This is a genomic window from Actinomadura spongiicola, from assembly GCF_003432485.1.
Classification (GTDB): Bacteria; Actinomycetota; Actinomycetes; order Streptosporangiales; family Streptosporangiaceae; genus Spirillospora; species Spirillospora spongiicola.
This window is the reverse complement of the sequence record NZ_QVNQ01000001.1, coordinates 468,788-485,765: the sequence shown is the minus strand read 5'-3', so window position 1 is coordinate 485,765 and position 16,978 is coordinate 468,788. Positions and strand designations below refer to the sequence as shown.

Genomic DNA, 16,978 nt, shown 5'->3' with positions numbered 1-16,978 from the left:
TGCCTTTAGTGGGGGGACTCGGCGGACTTGGCGAGGCGGCGGGTCCAGTAGAGGCCGGTCAGGTTGAGGGCTGTGCCTGTGACCAGGCATGCCATGCCTGGGAGCGTTCCGAAGAGGAAGGGCAGCGGATGTGCGCCCAGGGCGGCGGCCATGGCCAGGCCCAGGAGGGGAAGTACGGCGAGGAGGCGGGCTGTCGCGCGGGGCCCGGCGAGTTGGACGGAGACGTCTTGGCGTTGGGCCTCCTCATCTCGGAGGGCCGTGGCCAGGCCGTCCAGCACGGTGGCGAGGGTTCCGCCGCGTTCGGCTCCCACGCGCCAGCATGCCGCCAGCAGACGCAGCCCCTCGGCGCCCGGCCGGGCCGCGAGTTCTGCCAGGTGGTCGGGAGGTGGACGGGGGATGCCTAGGAGTTCCTTGGAGACGCGCGGATCCAGGGTGGTGGTGGCCGCTGTGAACGCCTCGTCAGGAGTGCGGCCCGCGGCGAGTTCGGCGGCCATCGCGTCGCAGAGTTCGATGACGGACGTGCGCCGGAGCTGGGGGAGAGCCCGGCGTTCACGCAGTGCCACCGTTCTGGCTTTGACGGTGAGTAGGAGGTCGACGGGGTTGCCGGGAGGAGAGGTGAGACGGTTCAGGCGGTGGACGGCGGGAGGCGGGGCCAGAAACGTCCATACCGCGACCGCCGCGCACAGGGCCGTAAGCGTGGTGATCACGTTGCTCCTTCTCGGGCGTTCGGGTGGTCGCGCAGTCCACCTCGCCCGGCAAGATCGAGGCGGTCAGGGAGGCGGGCCCCCAATCTGGTGGTGAGGGCCTGGGCGCCGGAACCGAAGTGGATCTCGCCGGATGCGGTGAACGACACCGCCGGGACGACGCCGACCAGGCCGTCGGGCCCTCGGCGAAGGAGGCATATCTCGGCGACGCGTCGGTGGCCTCCACCCGGGTCGCGCACCAGGTGGACGACGATGTCCAGGGCGGCGGCCAGTTGGCTGTGGACGGCCTCCCGGGACAGGCCCGCCGCGCAGGCCAGCGCTTCGAGCCGCGCCGGTACATCCGCCGCTGTGTTCGCGTGGAGTGTTCCGCAACCTCCCTCATGTCCCGTGTTCAGGGCCTGGAGTAGGACCACCACTTCGGAGCCTCTGCATTCGCCCACGACGAGGCGATCCGGGCGCATGCGGAGGGCTTGGCGTACCAGGTCGTTCAAGGTGACGCCTCCGGCGCCCTCCATGTTGGGCGGACGTGACTCCAGGCGGACCACGTGCGGGTGGGACGGGCGCAGTTCGGCGGAGTCTTCCACCAAGACGAGCCGTTCGCCGGGGTCGACCAGCGAAAGGACACAGCTCAGGAGAGTCGTCTTGCCGCTTCCTGTGCCGCCGGTGATCAAGAACGCGGCATGGGATCGGATCAGGGCCGCGAGCAGTTCGGCACCCTCGGGTGGGACGGTGCGGGCCGCGACCAGCTCGTCCAGCGTGAAGGCGCGGCGTCTGGGAAGGCGCAGGGAAAGGCACGTGCCGGTGGCGGCGACCGGTGGTAGTACGGCGTGCAGGCGCACCCCGCCGGGGAGTCGGGCGTCGGCGTATGGGGAGGCGTCGTCGAGGCGGCGTCCCGCCGCGGCGGTGAGGCGTTGGGCCAGGCGGCGGACGGACTGCTCGTCCGGAAAGCTCAAGGATGTGCGGACGAGGCCGGAACCCGTGTCGACCCAGATCTCGTCCGGGCCGTTGACAAGAACGTCGGTGACGTCTGGAGAGCGCAGAAGCGGCTCCAGTGGACCGGCGCCGACGAACTCGGCGCGTAACTCGTCGGCGAGTGTCAGGACTTCGCGGTCGCCGAGCAGTCGCTCCTCCGCGCGGAGTGCGGCGGCGACCTGGCCGGTGGTCGGTTCGCCGCCGGTGCCCGCGAGCCGGTCACGCACGGCATCAGACAACCTGGTCATGCGATTCCCCTTTGAGGATTGGCTGGCCACTGCTACGCCGAGGCCCCGTACCTGAACCTCCGAACGGGGACGTCTGGGAGCCGTCGTGCGACTGGGGCCCCGCGCCCGCACGAGAGAACCCTGAGAGCCCAGAGCCGCCCGCGCGTTGTTCGGTTCGCGTTTGACGACCTCCTGAGTCGTAACGTGGATGCCGTCTCGCGAGCCAAGTTCGAGGCCGTTTCGCCGCACTGGGGAGTGGCCATAAATCCGGTGGCCAGGACGTCGGGGCTTGTCGGCGGCCCCTTCACAGTGGGCGCACCGGCCGGAGATCGAAGTCGGCGAGAACGCCGGTGCAACCGAGGAGCACCAGAGTCGGGATGTGGATGCCTGCTGCGTAGGGTCTCGCGCGCAAAGGTCGAGGGCCGTTTGCGCTGCGCTGGGAGTGGCTAGAGGTCCGGTGGCCAGGACGTCGGGGCTTGTCGGCGGCCCCTTCGCGGTAGGCGTACTGGCCGGAGGTCCAAGTCGGCGAGGACGCCAGTGCAAATGAGGAGGATGGGAATCAGGGCGTGGATGCCCGTTGCGGCGCATCTCGCGAGCCAAGTCCATGGGCCGACTGCGCCGCGCTGCGGACCAGGAGCTCGGGGCCTGTTCGGTAGGCATTAGGCGGCCTCCTCGCGGTACGCGTACGGCTGGAGGGCGAGGTCGGCGAGGATCTCGGTGCAGAACTCGGTGAGGGGGCCTCGGCGGCAGGCCCGTTCGAGGCCGCCCTCGTCGATGGCGGCGGGGAGGCGGCGGTCGCGTTCGAACGCGCCTGCGGACGGGAGGTCGAGCGCCTGCACGACCGCGTCGGGCGTCAGCCCGCCCGGGGCCGGGCCCTGGACGACGAGGCGCAGGTCGGTGGTGTGGCGGCGGAGGGCGGTGGCGAGGCCGTCGGCGGCTACGGTCGCGCGGACCTCGGCCGGGACGAGGAGGAATGTCGTGTCGGCGGAGCGCAGGGCGGCGCGGCCGAGGTCGTCGGGGTAGCGGGGGACGTCCACGACGACCAGGTCGAAGCCGCGCACGGCGGCGTCGAAGAGGGACCGGGCCGCCTCGTAGGAGACGGGGACGGGTTCACCGCGCAGCCAGGACAGGACCGACAGGTCGCCGGATCGCGGCAGCGCCTCGCGCAGGGTGGCGGTGTTGAGCCGTCCCCGCCGCTCGGCCAGGTCGGGCCAGCGGACGCCCTCGTGCTTCTCCAGCCCGAGCATGAGGTCGACGCCTCCGCCGAAGGGGTCGGCGTCCACGAGGAGTGTGCGCAGGCCTTGCCCGGCGGCGGCCAGGCCGAGCGCGGTCGCGAGGACGCTGGCGCCCGCGCCGCCTCGGGAACCGACGACGCACAGGGTCGTCGCCCAGCCGCTTTCGGGTTCGCTGGCGGTCGCGAAGGCGTTGATCAGCCAGTCTTCGTGGTCGGGAAGGGTCGCGACGTCCTGCGCACCGGCCTCCACCGCCAAGCGGAACGTGTCGGGTGTGGCCGCTGAAGCCGTGACCAGGACGAGGCCCGGTCGGCGCTGGAGGTCGGCGGACGCCACGTCCTCGGCCACGTCGGCGCCGACGAGGATGAGGGCGGGCCACGTCCAGGCGGCTCTCGCCTCATCGGCGCCGTAGGCGACCTCCGCGTGGGCGTCGGCGGCGGCCGCGAGACGGAGCAGGCCGTCGGCGAGCGCGGAGTCGCCGGTGACGATCAGTGCCGCGAGGTTCATCGGGATGCTCCTTCGACGTTCGGAGGTCTCCACCTTGCGGTCCCAGGCGTCGGCCCTGAAGTCCTTCGGCGAATTGTGGATAACTTCGCCCCGGGCGGCACGTGACCTGCTGATCAGGGACTCGGCGGGCTTGTTCCCCTCGGACCGGGCCGAGTCGCGGGTCGGGAACGGTCGTTCGGCGCGATGGCACGTCCATGCGCTGCCGCACTGCTCGGGCGAGGGGGCAGCCTCAGACCTCCTCGGACGGTGGGGGCGGAACTCGGGAGGTGGGCCGGTGAGCGAATACGGGAGCAGCAGGGGAGGCGATGTCGACGCTGGCGGCCTTGTTAACGGTGGCGGCGTCGCTGACTTGGGCGTCGTTCGCGTCTCAGCCTGACGTGTCGCAAGGATTCACCGCCGCTCTCCGGCGGGAGCGGAAGCCGGGGCAGACCGTGGAGCGACCGAAGGGAGCGCGGTGGTGACGTTGGAGGCATTGGGAGGTGGGTGTTGTTCGCGTCTCAGCCTGGCGTGTCCCCGGAACTCACGGCTGATCTCCAGTGGAAGCGGAGCCAAGGGCGGGCCGTTCAGCGACGCTGAGGAGCAAGAAGAGCGTCGCGGTGACGTTGGTCGCGTTACTGATGGGGGCGTTGTTCGCGGACCAGCCTGACATGTCGCAAGGCTGGTCTCCAGTGGGAGCGGGAGTCAGGCGGGCTGCAGCGGGGAGGCGACGTTGGAGGCGTCGGGGGGAATGTGTTCGCGTCTCAGCCTGAGGGGTCGCAGTGCACTACCGCCGGTCTCCGGTATGAGCGGTAGCCGGGACCGGGTCGTTGAGCGAGTGTGAGAACCGGCGTGATGCCGGGCAGCGGCGGAACCCAACGGCGGGGGCATCGGACCCGCCCGCGCCAAAGAAATGATCCTGCTCGGCGAGCCAATCGACGCCGACCACGGCATCGGCCTCGTCACCCGCGTCGTCGACGACGGACAGGGCGCCTGGACGGCGTCCGCGACATGGCGGAGACGCTCGCCTCCCGCAGGTTCGTCGCGAGACAACTACCCGGCAGGGGGCGTGGTGTGGGAGGTGTTGTTCGCGTTCAGGTTGAGGGGGCGGCGGGGGGGTTGCCGTTGGGGTTCGGTGGGGTGGCCTGTTCAGGGTGGCGGAGTTGGGGGGTTCGTGTCGGAGGAGGGTATGGGACTGCCCATGTTCGGGGTCGTCTCAGGGGTGTCTGCACGTTCAGGGCGCGGCGGCGGGTTGGCGCTCGGGGACGTGCGGAGCGTGGTGTGGTCGGGCGGTGGCGTTGGGGCGCCACCGCCCGACCGGTGAAGACTGGGCGACCCCCGCCGGGGGGGAGAGCGGGGGTCGCCAGGCGGTCCGGCTCCGGGGGGGTAGAGCCGGGCCGCTTTCCCAAGAAAGTCTCAGGGAGTTCGGTATGCCGGACACAAGTCTGCCCTAAGGAGAGGCAAACTCACTGCCTCCAGTCTAGGCAGATACAACATATGCTGCCCGATCGTTGATAGTTCCGTCGAGGCGCAAAGTCGCCCGCCAGGTGACGATTTTTCTCATCTGGTTGGGACGATCCCTTCGACACGTGGCGAGTCGGTGCCTCAGGCACCGTCCCGCCCTCGACGGGGCAACCCCGATCCCCAGCACATGGAGTACATCAGAACAGGAGTGGGAGCGTACAGGAGAACTAAAGATCTTTCCGGCTACACCGTCGGATCAGTCCTTTCCAATGGAAACGATCACAGTGAGTGATCAATTCCGGAAGCATCACGTAGTTCCGGTTAGTCCGGAATAGCGTGTTCCCTCCCAGGCTGCCGCGAGTGCGGTGCTCGGGGCGGTACTCGTCGGACGGACGAGTTTCCCGAACAAGGGCTTGTCAACTGGGCAAATGAGGCGTAGACAGGTCATACGGACCACGTGTCCGCGCACGGCAGCCGGGCACCCACGCGCGACCAGCCGCGGGAGGCGCGTCGAGACGGGCTTGACCCGGTCCGACGGATATGAGGTGCACGCTTGGTAACCCGGTATGACGTGCTCTGCGGCGGCGTCCCGGCAGTGGGACGCCGTTCGCTTGTTCAGGATGCCCGGTCGCGGACGTCCAGACCCAGGGCCGTCGCCAGGACAACCGCCTGATATGTGTCGATCACCGTACGCTTCAGATCGGTGGTGTGCGGGTCCAGCGACGAGATGTCGCTTCCGCGGAGGTCGCAGCCGGAGAAGTCGGCCTGGTGAAGCCAGGAGCCGGACAGATCGACGTCGCGGAACTCGGCGCCCGCGCATCGCGCGCCGGTGAGGTCCGTTTCGCGCATGCGGACGTCCGTGAACGACGCACGGCGGAGGTCGGCCCCGGGCAGGCCGGTGAACGACCAGTCGCCGCCCTTCACCTTCAGCAGGTCGTACGTGCAGCCGTCGAACATGCTGCCGACGAGCTTGCATCCGGTGAAGGTGGCGTCGAAGAACCCGCAGCGGACGAAGGCGCAGTTCACGAACGCCGCGTCGGTGTGGGTGGACGCGTTGAAGCGAACACCACGGAACGTGCAGTCGGTGAAGACGGCGCCGACGCCACTGGCCTCGGTCATGTCCACGTCCACGAACAGGACACGTTCGTGCTCTTCACCCGTCAGGTCGCGCGAATCCCAGTTCGCCGAAGCGATGGTGGTCTCGGTGGGTGAGGCTTTGCGTTCGGCCATCCGCCCAGCATGCAGGAGACCACTGACAGCCTCAGCCGCGCATGAACGCCTCGCAGATGGCCTGCGAGTCCCGTGCCGCAGCTGCCACCGCGTCGGAGCAGTGCCCGATCCACCGGGCGACGCCCTCCGAAGTGCCGGACGCGTAGGAGCGGAGCGCTTCGGCGTACTCCTCGGAGAGTTCCAGGTGTCCTACTTCTGGGGCGACCAGCGATTTGGGGTCGAGTCCACGGGCGATGAGCGTGAGCCGCTGTGCGGCCCGTGCGATGAGCCCGTCCCCCCAGCCGAACGGACGCAGGGTCAGCAGTTCGCCGTGTACGACGGCCGCGACCACTAGCGCGGGTGCCTTCGTCGGTGTGGTCAGCAGGGTGCTGAGCACGTCCAGGCGGGCGGCCACGTCGGACGGCTCAGGCGCGTCATCGAGGCTGTGGTCGCGCGGACGTCCGAGTACTGCGCTATCGACCGCGTCCGCTGCCGCGAGGACGTGGAGCCGTGCGAGGGCCTGCCTGGGCGCTTTTCGCCATGTCTCGGTCAAGGTCCCCAGTTCTGCCGATACCCGCAGGGACCCCTGGACGACCGGGTCGGACGGGTGTTCCGTGGCACGCAGTTCGTCCAACGTGACGGAGACTCCTTCGAGGACGGCCGAGGCTCGGGCACCTCGCAGCGCCGACTCCGTGGACACTTCGGCACTACGTCGACGCAGAACGCGGTGCCCGAGAAGTCGATCCACAGCGGAACGCGCGTCGTCGACGGCGCCGGACACACCGCGCAGGTTCGCCACGTCAGCAAGGGCATCGGTCACGGGCCGACCCTACGCGGTGGGTCGCCAGCGTGGACGAGAGGGTATGCGGGCACGTAAAACGGAAGCGATTCCCTGACCAGATATCGGGAAGGTCTGCTGTGTCGGGCGTCACACGACACCATCGACGGTCGTCCGCGCAGGTCGCGCTCATCCGTGACTTCCGGTACCGCGGCCTTGTGGGACAGCGGACCTTCCTGGTGAAGTGGGGATACCGGGCGACCCCCGCTTCCGCTACCAAGGAGTATTCGCGTTGAGCCAGAGCCAAGAGACACTGTCGAACCTGCTGCAGGAGACGCGCCGCTTCGCCCCGCCCGCAGAACTCGCCGCGTCGGCCAATGTCAAGGCCGAGGCGTACGAGCGAGCGTCCGAGGATCGCCTGGGGTTCTGGGCGGAGCAGGCGGACCGGCTGTCCTGGACGAAACGTTGGGACGAAGTCCTCGACTGGAGCAATCCCCCCTTCGCCAAGTGGTTCGTGGGTGGCGAACTGAACGTCGCCTACAACTGTGTCGACCGTCATGTCGAGGCGGGACGCGGGGCCAAGGTCGCCTACCACTGGGAGGGTGAGCCGGGCGACTCCCGTACCCTTACCTACGCCGACCTCCAGCGTGAGGTGAACAAGGCCGCCAACGCCTTGCTGGAGCTGGGTGTCCGCAAGGGCGACCGGGTCGCGATCTACCTGCCGATGATTCCGGAGCTGCCGATCTCGATGCTGGCGTGCGCCCGTATCGGCGCGACCCACTCGGTCGTGTTCGGCGGGTTCTCGGCCGAGGCGCTCCGCACCCGGATCGACGACGCGCAGGCCAAGCTCGTGATCACCGCTGACGGCGGGTTCCGGCGCGGCAAGCCGTCCGACCTGAAGGGCATCGTCGACGAGGCCGTCGCACAGACGCCGACGATCGAGCATGTCCTCGTCGTCCGTCGCACGGGTGAGCCGGTCGCCGAGAACGACCGTGATCTGTGGTGGAGCGACGTCGTCGACCGGCAGAGTGACCAGCACACGGCCGAACCGATGGACTCCGAGCACCCGCTGTACATCCTGTACACGTCCGGGACGACGGGTAAGCCGAAGGGCATCCTGCACACCACGGGCGGCTACCTGACCCAGTGCGCGTACACGCACTACGCGGTGTTCGATCTGAAGCCGGAGACGGACGTCTACTGGTGTTCGGCCGACATCGGCTGGGTGACCGGCCACTCCTACATCGTGTACGGGCCGCTCGCCAACGGCGCGACCAGCGTCATCTACGAGGGGACGCCCGACACCCCCAACAAGGGACGCTGGTGGGACGTCATCCAGAAGTACAAGGTGACCATCTTCTACACCGCGCCCACGGCGATCCGCACCTTCATGAAGTGGGGCGACGACATCCCGGCTCAGTACGACCTGTCGTCTCTGCGCGTGCTGGGCTCGGTCGGTGAGCCGATCAACCCGGAGGCGTACGTCTGGTACCGGAAGCACATCGGCGGCGACAAGACGCCGGTGGTCGACACGTGGTGGCAGACGGAGACCGGCGCCATCATGATCAGTCCGCTGCCGGGTGTGACGGAGGGCAAGCCGGGCGCGGCGATGCGTCCACTGCCGGGCATCGCCGCGGACGTGGTGGACGACCAGGGCCGGTCCGTCCCGAACGGCGGCGGTGGGTTCATGGTGGTCCGGGAGCCCTGGCCGAGCATGCTCCGCACGATCTGGGGCGACGACGAGCGCTACGTCAAGACCTACTGGTCGCGCTTCGACGGCCTGTACTTCGCCGGTGACGGCGCGAAGAAGGACGAGGACGGCGACATGTGGCTGCTCGGCCGCGTCGACGACGTCATGCTCGTGTCCGGTCACAACATCTCCACGACGGAGGTGGAGTCGGCACTGGTCGCGCACCCGAAGGTCGCCGAGTCGGCGGTGGTCGGCGCGACGGACCCGGTCACCGGGCAGGCCATCGTCGCGTTCGTCATCCCGCGCGGGGACGCCGGCGGGGACGTGGAGGGCGAGGAGTTCCTGCGGGAGCTGCGCGACCATGTCGCCAAGACGCTCGGCCCGATCGCCAAGCCCCGCCAGATCATGATCGTGCCGGAGCTGCCCAAGACCCGCTCCGGCAAGATCATGCGGCGTCTGCTGCGGGACGTCGCCGAGAACCGCAGCATCGGCGACGTCACGACGCTCGCCGACAGCACGGTCATGGACCTGATCTCGGAGAAACTTCCGAGCGCCAAGTCCGAGGACTGACCCTCGCGAGGACGGCCCGCGCCCGGCACGCACCGGACGCGGGCCGTCGCATGACCGGCCCCAGCTGCCCAACCGTCGCATGACCGGTCACACCACGCCCGGTCACACCACGCCCGGTCACACCACGCCCGGTCACACCACGCCCGGTCACACCACGCCCGGTCACACCACGCCCGGTCACACCACGCCCGGTAACACCACGCCCGGTCACACCACGCCCGGTCACACCACGCCCGGTCACACCACGCCCGGTCACACCACGCCCGGTCACACCACGCCCGGTTGCAGCAGGACCGAGAGCGCTAGGCGGAGCGCGGGACCGGGGCGCGGGAATGGGAGTGTTCGGCCGGGGGCCGGGGCTGGTGAAATCGCCCACTCAGGAGGTGTCGCCCTATAACCGGCAGCGATTGTGCAGGTAGGGTCTGAAGTGGTGCGCCGGGAAGTCTGGTCGGCAACGCCGGGTCCGTCGCGCATGGCGGGCCGGGCTTGGACCTGACCGTTCGCCACCTCCCGGGAGTCACCCATGACGCGCCCTCCTGTGCGGCGCCGCGTCGCCGCGACGTGGCCGTTTCGTCCGACCGTCCGCTACGGCACGCAGGTCGCCATGGCGTTGCGCACGGAGACGATCGGCGGCGTGGTCATGTTGCTCGCCGCGGTCGCGGCGCTCGTGTGGGCGAACACGCCCTGGGCGGACGCCTACAAGAAGCTCCAGACGTTCGAGATCAGTCCGCACTGGCTGCACCTCGGGCACATGGACGTCCAGCACTGGGCGTCCAGCGGCCTGCTCGTGGTGTTCTTCTTCATCGCCGGGCTGGAGCTGCGCGAGGAGCTGACGCACGGGGAGTTGCGCCACGCGAAGGACGCGGCGTTGCCGGTGCTCGCCGCCGTCGCCGGAGTGGCCGCCCCGGCGTTGATCTTCCTTGTGGTGAGCGCGGGCGAGACGGGCGCGGGACGCGGCTGGGCGGTGCCGACGGCGACGGACATCGCGTTCGCGTTGGCGGTGCTGGCAGTGACGTTCACGGCGTGTCCGCCTCCCCTGCGCGCGTTCCTGCTGACGCTCGCAGTGGTGGACGACCTGATCGCCATCACCATCATCGCGTTGTTCTACACCGATGAGATGCACTGGACGCCGCTCGCCCTCGGAGTGGTCCTCATCGCCGTGTACGGGCTGTTGCAGTACAGGAACGTCCGATCCCCCTGGATTTACGTGCCGCTCGCCGTTCTTGCCTGGTACTGCCTCCAGCGGAGCGGTGTTCACGCGACCGTAGCGGGCGTGGCGCTGGGAATGCTCACCAGTTCGAAGGAGGCCCCGGACGGACGACCCACGAACGCGGAACGCGCCGACCATGCGCTCCGTCCGTTCTCGGCGGGCGTGTGCGTACCGGTCTTCGCGTTCGTCTCGGCGGGCGTCGGGCTCGGCGTTTCCCAGTTGGGGGACGTGTTCCAGGACCGGGTGGCCCTCGGTGTGATCGCCGGTCTGGTCGTCGGTAAGTTCGTGGGGGTCTTCGGCGGCGCGTGGGCGGCCGTGCGGCTGGGATGGGCCACGCTCGGGGAGGACCTGCACTGGCATGAGATCGCGGGGGTCGCGCTGCTCGCCGGGGTGGGTTTCACCGTTTCGCTGCTGATCGGCGGTTTGGCCTATACCGACCCGTCACAATTCGAGAGAGTGACGACTGCGGTCCTGATCGCGAGCGTTCTCGCCTCGGCGGCCGCGGCCGTCGTCTTCCGGAGAAGGGCGCGTCTGCGTGCGGGCCCGGACTAAAGGAGAAGCAGCGATATGTCCGAGGTAGTACCGGAGGAGCGCGTCGAGGACAAGTCTGTCGGTGAGCTGGTCGCGCTGGCGTTGAGCGACGTCTCCGCCTCCATCAAGCTGGAGATGGAGCTGGCGAAGGTCGAGCTCAAGGCCGACGCCAAGAAGGCCGCCGTCAGCAGCGTGATGTTCACCATCGCCGCGGTGATGGGCGGAATCGTCGTCATTCTGCTGTCGATCTCGTTGGCGTACGGGCTGATCGGACTGGGTTTGTGGCGGTGGGCCGCGTTCCTCAGCGTCGCGGTCGTGTACGTGATTCTCGCGCTCGTGTTGATGCTCGTCGCGAAACGCATCATCAAGAAGATCGAAGGGGCGAAACGTACCCGGAAGTCGCTGAAGGGCGACCTGTCGAAGTTGCGGCGCCGCGGTGACTCCGACGTCCCCGAGCTGACGGAGTGACCGGACGCCATGTCGGGGCACGACGCGTCCCTGGTCGAGGTCGAAGGGCCGTGGACCCACCGGCAGGTCAGCGCCGGGGGGACGCGGTTCCACGTCGCCGAGGCCGGTGAGGGGCCGCTGGTCCTGCTGCTGCACGGCTTCCCGGAGTTCTGGTGGTCGTGGCACAACCAGCTGGTGTCGCTGCCCGCGGCGGGCTACCGCGCGGCCGCCGTGGACCTGCGTGGATACGGCGGGAGCGACAAGCCGCCGCGCGGGTACGACCTGGTCACGCTGGCGGGGGACGCGGCCGGGCTCGTCCGGGCGCTCGGCGAGGCCAACGCGATCGTGGTCGGGCACGACTGGGGCGGGCTGCTGGCCTGGACGATGGGCGTCTACCACTCGAAGGTCGTCCAGCGGCTGGCGGTGGTGAGCGCCCCGCATCCGCTGCGGCTGCGCCAGTCCTTCGCCGGTGATCCGCGTGGGCAGGGCTGGGCGGCGCGCCACACGTTCGGTTTCCAGGTGCCGCTGTGGCCGGAACGGCGCCTCGTCCGGGACGACGCCGCCCTCGTGGGGAAACTCCTGCACGACTGGTCAGCCCAGGGATGGCCGGACGAACGCACCGAGCGGCTCGTCCGGAAGGCCGTCCAGATCCCCGGGGCGGCGCACAGCGCGCTTGAGTATCACCGTTGGTTGTTCCGGTCACAGGCCCGCCCGGACGGCATCCGCTACGCGCACCGTATGCGCGCCACCATCCAGGTGCCGACACTCCAACTGCACGGCGCGCTGGACACGTGCACACTCCCCGCCAGCGCCCAAGGCTCCGGACGTTACGTGTCGGCTCCTTACCGCTGGAAGCTCATCGACGGGGCCGGTCACTTCCCGCACCAGGAACGTCCCGACGCGTTCGACGCCCAACTCCTCGGTTGGCTCTCCGATCCCGAACCCGAACGCTGACTACGACGTACGTTTGAAGCATGCGCGATCGGGACGAGTCTGGACGCCCACGCAACGCACGGCCCAGGGACGCCTACGGCCGTCCACTGCCCCACGGCACGTCCGGTATACCCACGATGCCGGACGACCTCGACATGCCCCCGGAAGAGGCCCTGGTAGAAGCACAGCGGCTCCTGGACGCCGACCGACCGTTTCATGCGCACGAGGTACTGGAAGCGGTCTGGAAGGCCGCTCCGGAGCCCGAACGGGAACTCTGGAGGGGTCTGGCGCAGGTCGCAGTAGGGGTGACCCATCTCCGTCGAGGAAACACGCGCGGCGCCGAAGCGCTCCTCAGTCGCGCCGCCGAACGTCTCGTCCCGTACGAATCCGCCCCTCCGCACGGTGTAGACGTCCAGGGGATCGTCGAACGCGCACGCGACCTGGCGGCCAACGCTCCCGCTAGCGGTCCCATCACGTTCCGGCTAACGCACGGCTGACGCGGGGCCAGCTCAGTCGGAGCACCTCTGTGTGGACACCGGTTCGGTGGCCTTCGCGCCCGCACGCACATCAGGGGCGACCTCGTCGGCAGTGAGCGCGTACCCCGTGGACGGGGTGTCCAGCGCCGCAGCGAAAATGACGCCGTAGACCCGGCCGTCAGTAGACAGCAACGGCCCGCCCGAGTTACCGGGCTCGACCTTGCCACGGATGGCGTAGATCTCGCGGGTGACCTGGCCGGAGTGGTAGATGTCCGGGCCGCGCGCCGTCTGCCGGGCGCGGATGCGGGCGGCCCCAGGCGTGAACGGCTGGTTCTTCGGGAACCCGGCGATGATCGCGCTGTCGCGGACGCGGGCCTCGTCGGCGAACTTCAGCGGCGGCGCGTCCAGCCCCGGCACGTACAGGACCGCCACGTCGCGCTTCGGGTCGTACAGGACGACCCGTCCGCGGCCGGTCTCTCCCTCCACGGTGGCGACGCTGGACTGGCCGCGGGCACCGGCGACGACGTGCGCGTTGGTCATGATGTGCTGCGGCGCGAACACGAACCCGGTGCCCTCGATCCGGCGCTGGCACTGCGGCGCCGTGCTGACGATCTTCACGATGCTGGCGCGGGCGGCCCGCAGCCCCCGCGTGTTCAGCACGGACTCGTCCGGCGGCGGCACCTGCACCACCGACTCGCCGCCGAGCCCGTTGAAGACCTGCGGGAAGTCGCTGCTCTTCACGAAGCCCTGGAAGGACGTGAACCAGGTCTGGGCCTGCGTGGGCATCACGTCGTCGATGCCGTTGATGATCGAGGAGCCCTTGACCTGCGTCCGGACGGGCTTGAACTCGGAGTTGGCGACCAGGCTCCCGAAGAACCAGGCGACGATCAGCAGCGACAGGGCGCTGACGAGGGTTCCGCCGACCGCGTCCACCGTGCGCGCGCTCATCCCCGTCACACGGTTGCGCAGGACGGCGCCGAGCGAGGAGGCGACGAGTTGCCCCAGGGTGGCGGCCAGGAACGCGATCACGATGGCGAGCAGTGCCTGTTGCGCGGCGCCGTCCACCGCGGCCTCCGCGATCGGTGGGGCGATCAGCACCCCGGCGACGCCTCCGCCGACGAAGCCGACGAAGCTGAGCAGGCTCACGATGAAGCCCTGCCGGTAGCCCGAGACTCCGAACAGCACGACGAGCACGAGCAATATGAGATCGAGAACGTGGTCGTGCAGCACCGCTTCACCGTACTGTGCCGCGACGCCGCTTAACGTCCCCTCGATGTACCAGATTGGGGCGTGTTGGGTAGCCGTCTGGTGTGATGCCGTTCCGTCCGCGTCGTCGTTCTGGATGAGGGTGGCCGTCTGACCTGCGGTCGGACGCGTCGTCGGTCATGCGACCACGCGGTGGAGGCCGTCAGTCGCGTACGGCGAGGTTCACGATGTCCTGCGGGAGTTCTTCGACGCGGTCGGTGTTCCAGGGTCGGTTCCACCCTCCGGCGTCCAGGACGCGGGTGAGCAGCGCCGCCGTGAACCCCCACACGAACATGTCACGGACGCGGAACGCGGGCCCCAACCTGAGCCCGGTCGTGTGCCGGACCATCACCCGGTTGCTCGGATCGACGAGCTCGGCGATAGGGACGCGCGCCACCGCCTCGACCTCTCCAGGGTGCCCGGGTGCGATCTCCGACGGTTCGCGCCACCAGGCGGCGACGGGCGTGACCCGGTGTTCGCTGTGCGACAGGTACAGCTCGGGCAGCATGCACAGGACGTCCACGCCGGACGGTTCGACCCCGGCCTCCTCCCACGCCTCACGGAGCGCGGCGCCGACCGGGCCGTCGTCGCCCGGGTCGATGCGGCCGCCGGGGAACGCGGGCTGTCCGGCGTGCTTGTTCAGGGTGGCGGCCCGCTGGGTGAGCAGGATGTCGGGGCCGTCCGGTCCCTCACCGAAGAGGATCAGGACGGCCGCGGCGCGGGCGCCCGGGGTCGGCTCGGTCATCGGCGGCGCCGTCATCCGGGGCCCTTCCACCTGGAAACGGGCCAACCAGGGAGGGCCGATAGGGGAGATGTCGGTCACGTCCGTCCCAACTCCGGTACGTCCGTGTTCCTTCCCGCAGGCCCGGAGGCGCGGGTCATGAGAAGGGCCCCGGTTTGACGAGCTTGCGGGCCGTCTCCTCGTCCGTCGGCCCTTCGCCGAAGGAGGGGCAGAGGCGGGCGACCGGGCACGCTCCACAGGCCGGACGGCGGGCGTGGCAGATGCGGCGACCGTGCCAGATCAGCCGGTGGGACAGGATCGTCCAGTCCTTGCGCGGGATGAGCGTGCCGATCTCCTGTTCGACCTTCACGGGGTCCTCTTCGGACGTCCACGCGAAACGTCGGGCGAGACGTCCGAAATGCGTGTCGACGGTGATTCCAGGGACGTCGAACGCGTTGCCCAGAACGACGTTGGCCGTCTTACGTCCAACACCGGGCAGGGTGACGAGGTCTTCGAGCCGCCCTGGAACCTCACCGTCGAACCGGTCGCGCAGTGCCGCGGACAGCCCCATGACCGACTTGGTCTTGGCGCGGAAGAACCCGGTGGGTTTGAGGATCTCCTCGACCTCTTCCGGGTTGGCGGCGGCCAGGTCCTCCGGCGTGGGGTATTTGGCGAACAGCGCGGGGGTGGTCAGGTTCACCCGCACGTCCGTGGTCTGCGCCGACAGGACGGTCGCGACGAGAAGCTGGAACGGTGTACCGAAGTTCAGTTCGCAGTGCGCGTCCGGGTACGTCTCGGCCAGGATCCGGTTGATCCGGCGGGCCCGCCGCACGAGCCCCAACCGCGTCTCGTTCTGCCATTTCCGGGCTCGCGGCCTCGCGGACGCCTCCGTCGCCATACCGGCCAGCCTAAGGCCTCACCGGGGCCGTCCGGCTTCTCTCGAGCCATCTCGGGCCGTCCCGGGCCGTCGCCTGCTCCTTGGGACCCACGAGGTCGCGACCCGTTCCGTTCGACTCCAATATCACGCAACGTGAGCATGACCACACTTCAAGGAAGGCGGACGAACCCTCCCCCGGCCGTGACAGGACCCCTCGACTCCGCGTGACGGCGCGTGTTCGCCCCTGGGGAACGGGCCCGGAGCAATCCCGGACATCTGATCAAATTACGGCACGGCCGATACTTGCCCGGGACGTCCGGTAACAGGTGTTGAGACCGGTGTGATGGCATTCACCCAATGGTCCGTACACTGGGCGAACGGGACCGCGGCGGCCCCGGGGAGGACGGTAAGCCCGGTCTTTCGTTTCGGCGCGCCGTGACCCTGCCTTCACGTACGCGGTGGGACGTACGTCACACTAGGCATGTCGGTGTTCGAGGAGGAAGAAGCGTGACCGATCGCGACGTGGACGTTCTGAGCAGAGCCCCGCTCTTCGAAGCCCTCGACGAGCAGGGCGCCAAGGCGCTGCGCGCCAACGTGGCCGAGGTGCGGCTCGCCCGCGGTCAGACGCTCTTCAACGAGGGCGAGACCGGGGACCGGCTCTACGTCGTCCTCGAAGGGAAGATCAAGCTGACCAGGACGGCCCCGGACGGCCGGGAGAACCTGCTGAGCGTGCTCGGGCCGAGCGAGATGTTCGGCGAGCTGTCGCTGTTCGACCCGCGTCCGCGCACCGCGAGCGCCATCGCGGTGACCGAGTGCCGCCTGGCCGGGCTCGGCCACGACGACCTGCGGCCCTGGCTGACGGGACACCCGGAGGTCGCCGTCCAGCTCCTACGTGCGCTGGCGCAGCGGTTGCGCAAGACCAACGACGTCATGGCCGACCTGGTGTTCACCGACGTGCCGGGGCGTGTCGCCAAGGCGCTTCTCGACCTGGCGGAACGGTTCGGGCAGCCGTCCGAGGCGGGTCTGCACGTGCATCACGACCTCACGCAGGAGGAGCTGGCGCAGCTCGTCGGCGCGTCCCGCGAGACGGTCAACAAGGCGCTCGCCGACTTCGCCCAGCGCAACTGGCTGCGGATCGAGGCCCGCGCCGTCGTGATCCTCGACATCGAGCGCCTCCGCAAGCGCTCCAAGTGACCGTACGTCCCGTTT

The 16,978-nt window shown here is 69.3% G+C and carries 14 protein-coding genes; 6 read left to right on the top strand and 8 right to left on the bottom strand.

Annotation, left to right across the window (positions count from 1 at the left end; genetic code table 11):
- Positions 1 to 5: 5 nt before the first annotated feature.
- The 5 genes from D0T12_RS02290 to D0T12_RS02265 form a co-directional block, all read right to left on the bottom strand.
- Positions 6 to 707 (bottom strand): type II secretion system F family protein, encoded by a 702-nt coding sequence (locus D0T12_RS02290; RefSeq protein WP_233525805.1) that lies wholly within the window; start codon positions 705 to 707, stop codon positions 6 to 8.
- A complete protein-coding gene (locus tag D0T12_RS02285) occupies positions 704 to 1,924 on the bottom strand; it encodes a TadA family conjugal transfer-associated ATPase (protein ID WP_117397551.1) in 1,221 nt (406 codons plus the stop codon). The genes D0T12_RS02290 and D0T12_RS02285 overlap by 4 nt, the downstream gene beginning before the upstream one ends.
- Positions 1,925 to 2,562: 638 nt before the next feature.
- On the bottom strand, positions 2,563 to 3,642 hold the full coding sequence (gene ssd / locus D0T12_RS02280) for a septum site-determining protein Ssd (protein ID WP_117397550.1): 1,080 nt from the start codon (positions 3,640 to 3,642) through the stop codon (positions 2,563 to 2,565).
- Positions 3,643 to 5,697: 2,055 nt separating this feature from the next.
- Positions 5,698 to 6,312 carry a pentapeptide repeat-containing protein gene (locus D0T12_RS02270; protein WP_117397549.1) on the bottom strand — a complete coding sequence of 205 codons (615 nt, stop codon included), beginning with the start codon at positions 6,310 to 6,312 and terminating at the stop codon, positions 5,698 to 5,700.
- Positions 6,313 to 6,343: 31 nt separating this feature from the next.
- Positions 6,344 to 7,111 carry a Fic family protein gene (locus D0T12_RS02265; protein WP_117397548.1) on the bottom strand — a complete coding sequence of 256 codons (768 nt, stop codon included), beginning with the start codon at positions 7,109 to 7,111 and terminating at the stop codon, positions 6,344 to 6,346.
- 250 nt (positions 7,112 to 7,361) lie between these two features.
- Here D0T12_RS02265 and acs point away from each other — a divergent pair, with 250 nt between their 5' ends.
- The 5 genes from acs to D0T12_RS02235 all read left to right on the top strand — a co-directional run bounded on the left by acs (position 7,362) and on the right by D0T12_RS02235 (position 12,947).
- Complete coding sequence (gene acs / locus D0T12_RS02260; RefSeq protein WP_117397547.1) at positions 7,362 to 9,329, top strand: acetate--CoA ligase; 1,968 nt, start codon at positions 7,362 to 7,364, stop codon at positions 9,327 to 9,329.
- A 523-nt stretch (positions 9,330 to 9,852) separates the two neighbouring features.
- Positions 9,853 to 11,091, top strand: a complete 1,239-nt coding sequence (gene nhaA, locus D0T12_RS02250) for a Na+/H+ antiporter NhaA (protein WP_233525804.1) — start codon at positions 9,853 to 9,855, stop codon at positions 11,089 to 11,091.
- Positions 11,092 to 11,106: 15 nt separating this feature from the next.
- The gene (locus tag D0T12_RS02245) at positions 11,107 to 11,538 is read left to right on the top strand and encodes a phage holin family protein (protein ID WP_117397544.1); all 432 of its coding nucleotides are present in this window, start codon (positions 11,107 to 11,109) and stop codon (positions 11,536 to 11,538) included.
- A gap of 9 nt (positions 11,539 to 11,547) precedes the next feature.
- The gene (locus tag D0T12_RS02240; RefSeq protein WP_117397543.1) at positions 11,548 to 12,471 is read left to right on the top strand and encodes an alpha/beta fold hydrolase; all 924 of its coding nucleotides are present in this window, start codon (positions 11,548 to 11,550) and stop codon (positions 12,469 to 12,471) included.
- Between the two features lie 20 nt (positions 12,472 to 12,491).
- Complete coding sequence (locus D0T12_RS02235; RefSeq protein ID WP_117397542.1) at positions 12,492 to 12,947, top strand: DUF309 domain-containing protein; 456 nt, start codon at positions 12,492 to 12,494, stop codon at positions 12,945 to 12,947.
- A 12-nt stretch (positions 12,948 to 12,959) separates the two neighbouring features.
- On the opposite strand, the gene D0T12_RS02230 is transcribed toward D0T12_RS02235, so the two are convergent.
- From D0T12_RS02230 to nth, 3 genes are all read right to left on the bottom strand, one after another.
- Positions 12,960 to 14,156, bottom strand: coding sequence for a MarP family serine protease (locus tag D0T12_RS02230; RefSeq protein WP_199487241.1), 1,197 nt, complete (start codon positions 14,154 to 14,156; stop codon positions 12,960 to 12,962).
- A gap of 178 nt (positions 14,157 to 14,334) precedes the next feature.
- Positions 14,335 to 14,916, bottom strand: a complete 582-nt coding sequence (locus D0T12_RS02225) for an NUDIX hydrolase (RefSeq protein ID WP_233525803.1) — start codon at positions 14,914 to 14,916, stop codon at positions 14,335 to 14,337.
- A gap of 133 nt (positions 14,917 to 15,049) precedes the next feature.
- Entirely contained in the window at positions 15,050 to 15,790 is a 741-nt protein-coding gene (gene nth / locus D0T12_RS02220) for an endonuclease III (protein ID WP_117397540.1), read from the bottom strand.
- A 486-nt stretch (positions 15,791 to 16,276) separates the two neighbouring features.
- On the opposite strand from nth, the gene D0T12_RS02215 reads away from it, so the two are divergent.
- Positions 16,277 to 16,963, top strand: coding sequence for a Crp/Fnr family transcriptional regulator (locus D0T12_RS02215; RefSeq protein WP_117397539.1), 687 nt, complete (start codon positions 16,277 to 16,279; stop codon positions 16,961 to 16,963).
- Positions 16,964 to 16,978: the final 15 nt, after the last annotated feature.